This is a genomic window from Actinoplanes subtropicus (assembly GCF_000721705.1).
GTDB lineage: Bacteria > Actinomycetota > Actinomycetes > Mycobacteriales > Micromonosporaceae > Actinoplanes > Actinoplanes subtropicus.
On the sequence record NZ_JOJL01000096.1, the window covers coordinates 1 to 3,398 of the forward strand.

Here is a 3,398-nt window from a genome sequence, read left to right on the forward strand (position 1 = left end):
GTTGAGTCCGGCGGCGTCCTACTCTCCCACACCCTCCCGAGTGCAGTACCATCGGCGCTGGAGGGCTTAGCTTCCGGGTTCGGAATGAGACCGGGCGTTTCCCCTCCGCTATGACCACCGAAACAGCTATCAGCAACCACGAAACAACTCGCGATGAACCTCGCGGTGGTTGTTCGTTTGCTGTGAATCACACAGTGGACGCGTAGCACAAGTATCGGGTGGTTAAGCCCTCGGCTTATTAGTACCGGTCGACTGAACCAGTTACCTGGCTTACATCTCCGGCCTATCAACCCAGTCGTCTGGCTGGGAGCCTTACCCCCTCGGTGGGGGTGGGATACCTCATCTCGAAGCGAGCTTCCCGCTTAGATGCTTTCAGCGGTTATCCCTTCCGAACGTAGCCAACCAGCCGTGCCCCTGGCGGGACAACTGGCACACCAGAGGTTCGTCCGTCCCGGTCCTCTCGTACTAGGGACAGCCCTTCTCAAGTATCCAACGCGCACGGCGGATAGGGACCGAACTGTCTCACGACGTTCTAAACCCAGCTCGCGTACCGCTTTAATGGGCGAACAGCCCAACCCTTGGGACCTGCTACAGCCCCAGGATGCGACGAGCCGACATCGAGGTGCCAAACCATCCCGTCGATATGGACTCTTGGGGAAGATCAGCCTGTTATCCCCGGGGTACCTTTTATCCGTTGAGCGACACCGCTTCCACACGCAAGTGCCGGATCACTAGTCCCGACTTTCGTCCCTGCTCGACCCGTCAGTCTCACAGTCAAGCTCCCTTGTGCACTTACACTCAACACCTGATTGCCAACCAGGCTGAGGGAACCTTTGGGCGCCTCCGTTACCCTTTAGGAGGCAACCGCCCCAGTTAAACTACCCACCAGACACTGTCCCTCGACCCGATCAGGGCCGCAAGTTAGATACCCAAACCCAACAGAGTGGTATTTCAACAATGCCTCCACCATCACTGGCGTGACAGCTTCACCGGCTCCCACCTATCCTACACAATTAAATTCGGATACCAATGTCAAGCTATAGTAAAGGTCCCGGGGTCTTTCCGTCCTGCCGCGCGTAACGAGCATCTTTACTCGTACTGCAATTTCGCCGGGCCTGTGGTTGAGACAGTGGGGAAGTCGTTACGCCATTCGTGCAGGTCGGAACTTACCCGACAAGGAATTTCGCTACCTTAGGATGGTTATAGTTACCACCGCCGTTTACTGGCGCTTAAGTTCTCCACTTCGCCGTAAGGCTAATAGGTCCCCTTAACGTTCCAGCACCGGGCAGGCGTCAGTCCATATACATCGTCTTACGACTTCGCATGGACCTGTGTTTTTAGTAAACAGTCGCTTCCCCCTGCTCTCTGCGGCCATACCCCGCTCCACCAGCACGTGGCTTCACGGGTCCGGCCCCCCTTCTCCCTAAGTTACGGGGGCAATTTGCCGAGTTCCTTAACCACAGTTCGCCCGTCGCCTCGGTATTCTCTACCTGACCACCTGTGTCGGTTTCGGGTACGGGCCGCTCGGAACATCGCTAGAGGCTTTTCTCGGCAGCATAGGATCACTGACTTCACCTGATACGGCTCGGCATCACGTCTCAGCCTCAATCGTGTGCGGATTTGCCTACACACGGGCCTACACGCTTACCCCAGGACAACCACCGCCTGGGACCAGCTACCTTCCTGCGTCACCCCATCACTAAACTACTACCCACCAGGATCCCGCGCTCCCCTCTATCGACCCGAAGGCCTCCATCGGATTGGGCGGTTAGCATGACGAGGTTCGTCTTGGGCGTTCCTACGCGGGTACGGGAATATCAACCCGTTGTCCATCGACTACGCCTCTCGGCCTCGCCTTAGGCCCCGACTCACCCAGGGCGGATTAGCCTGGCCCTGGAACCCTTGGTCATCCGGCGGAAGAGTTTCCCACTCTTCATTCGCTACTCATGCCTGCATTCTCACTCGTGTGGCGTCCACGGCTGGGTCACCCCGCCGCTTCACTCGCCACACGACGCTCCCCTACCCACCCACACACCTGGATGACACCATCAAAGTGATATCACCGAGTACTTGCGTGAGTGCCACAGCTTCGGCGGTGTGCTTGAGCCCCGCTACATTGTCGGCGCGGAACCACTTGACCAGTGAGCTATTACGCACTCTTTAAAGGATGGCTGCTTCTAAGCCAACCTCCTGGTTGTCCATGCGATCCCACATCCTTTTCCACTTAGCACACGCTTAGGGGCCTTAGCTGGTGATCTGGGCTGTTTCCCTCTCGACTACGAAGCTTATCCCCCGCAGTCTCACTGCCGCGCTCTCACTTACCGGCATTCGGAGTTTGGCTGATTTCGGTAAGCTTGTAGGCCCCCTAGACCATCCAGTGCTCTACCTCCGGCAAGAAACACACGACGCTGCACCTAAATGCATTTCGGGGAGAACCAGCTATCACGGAGTTTGATTGGCCTTTCACCCCTAACCACAGGTCATCCCCCAACTTTTCAACGTTGGTGGGTTCGGTCCTCCACGCAGTCTTACCCACGCTTCAACCTGCCCATGGCTAGATCACCCCGCTTCGGGTCTAGAACACGCGACTAAAACGCCCTCTTCAGACTCGCTTTCGCTACGGCTACCCCACACGGGTTAACCTCGCCACATGCCACTAACTCGCAGGCTCATTCTTCAAAAGGCACGCCATCACCCCACAGCACTACCTGCACAAGGCTCTGACGGATTGTAGGCGAACGGTTTCAGGTACTATTTCACTCCCCTCCCGGGGTACTTTTCACCATTCCCTCACGGTACTCGTCCGCTATCGGTCACCAGGAAGTATTCAGCCTTACCAGGTGGTCCTGGCAGATTCACAGCAGATTCTAGGAGTCCGCTGCTACTCGGGTGCTCTCTCCAGAGGCCATACATTTTCGTCTACCGGGCTCTCACCGTCTACGGCCGACTTTCCCACGTCGTTCGACTAACATAAGGCTTTATAACTCTGCGACCGTCTGTCAGAACGATCAAAAAGAGTCCCACAACCCCCCATGCGTAACCCCTGACAGGTATCACACGCACAAGGTTTAGGCTCGATCCGCTTTCGCTCGCCACTACTCACGGAATCACTGTTGTTTTCTCTTCCTACGGGTACTGAGATGTTTCACTTCCCCGCGTTCCCCTCTACCAGCCTATGTATTCAGCTGAAGATGACACGACATGACTCGTGCCAGGTTCCCCCATTCGGACACCCTGGGATCACAGCTAGGTTGACAGCTCCCCCAGGCCTATCGCGGCCTCCCACGTCCTTCATCGGCTCCTGGTGCCAAGGCATCCACCGTCCGCCCTTGACAACTTAACCACAGAAAACAAGATGCTCGCGTCCACTGTGCAATTCTCAACCAACGACCAACCCA

Annotated in this window: 2 rRNA genes; both read right to left on the bottom strand. The window is 56.7% G+C overall.

Annotated features, from left to right (window positions below):
• Positions 1–5 precede the first annotated feature (5 nt).
• A 5S ribosomal RNA gene (rrf, locus tag IH26_RS0152110) occupies positions 6–122 on the bottom strand.
• 96 nt (positions 123–218) lie between these two features.
• A 23S ribosomal RNA gene (locus IH26_RS0152115) occupies positions 219–3,343 on the bottom strand.
• Positions 3,344–3,398 lie beyond the last annotated feature (55 nt).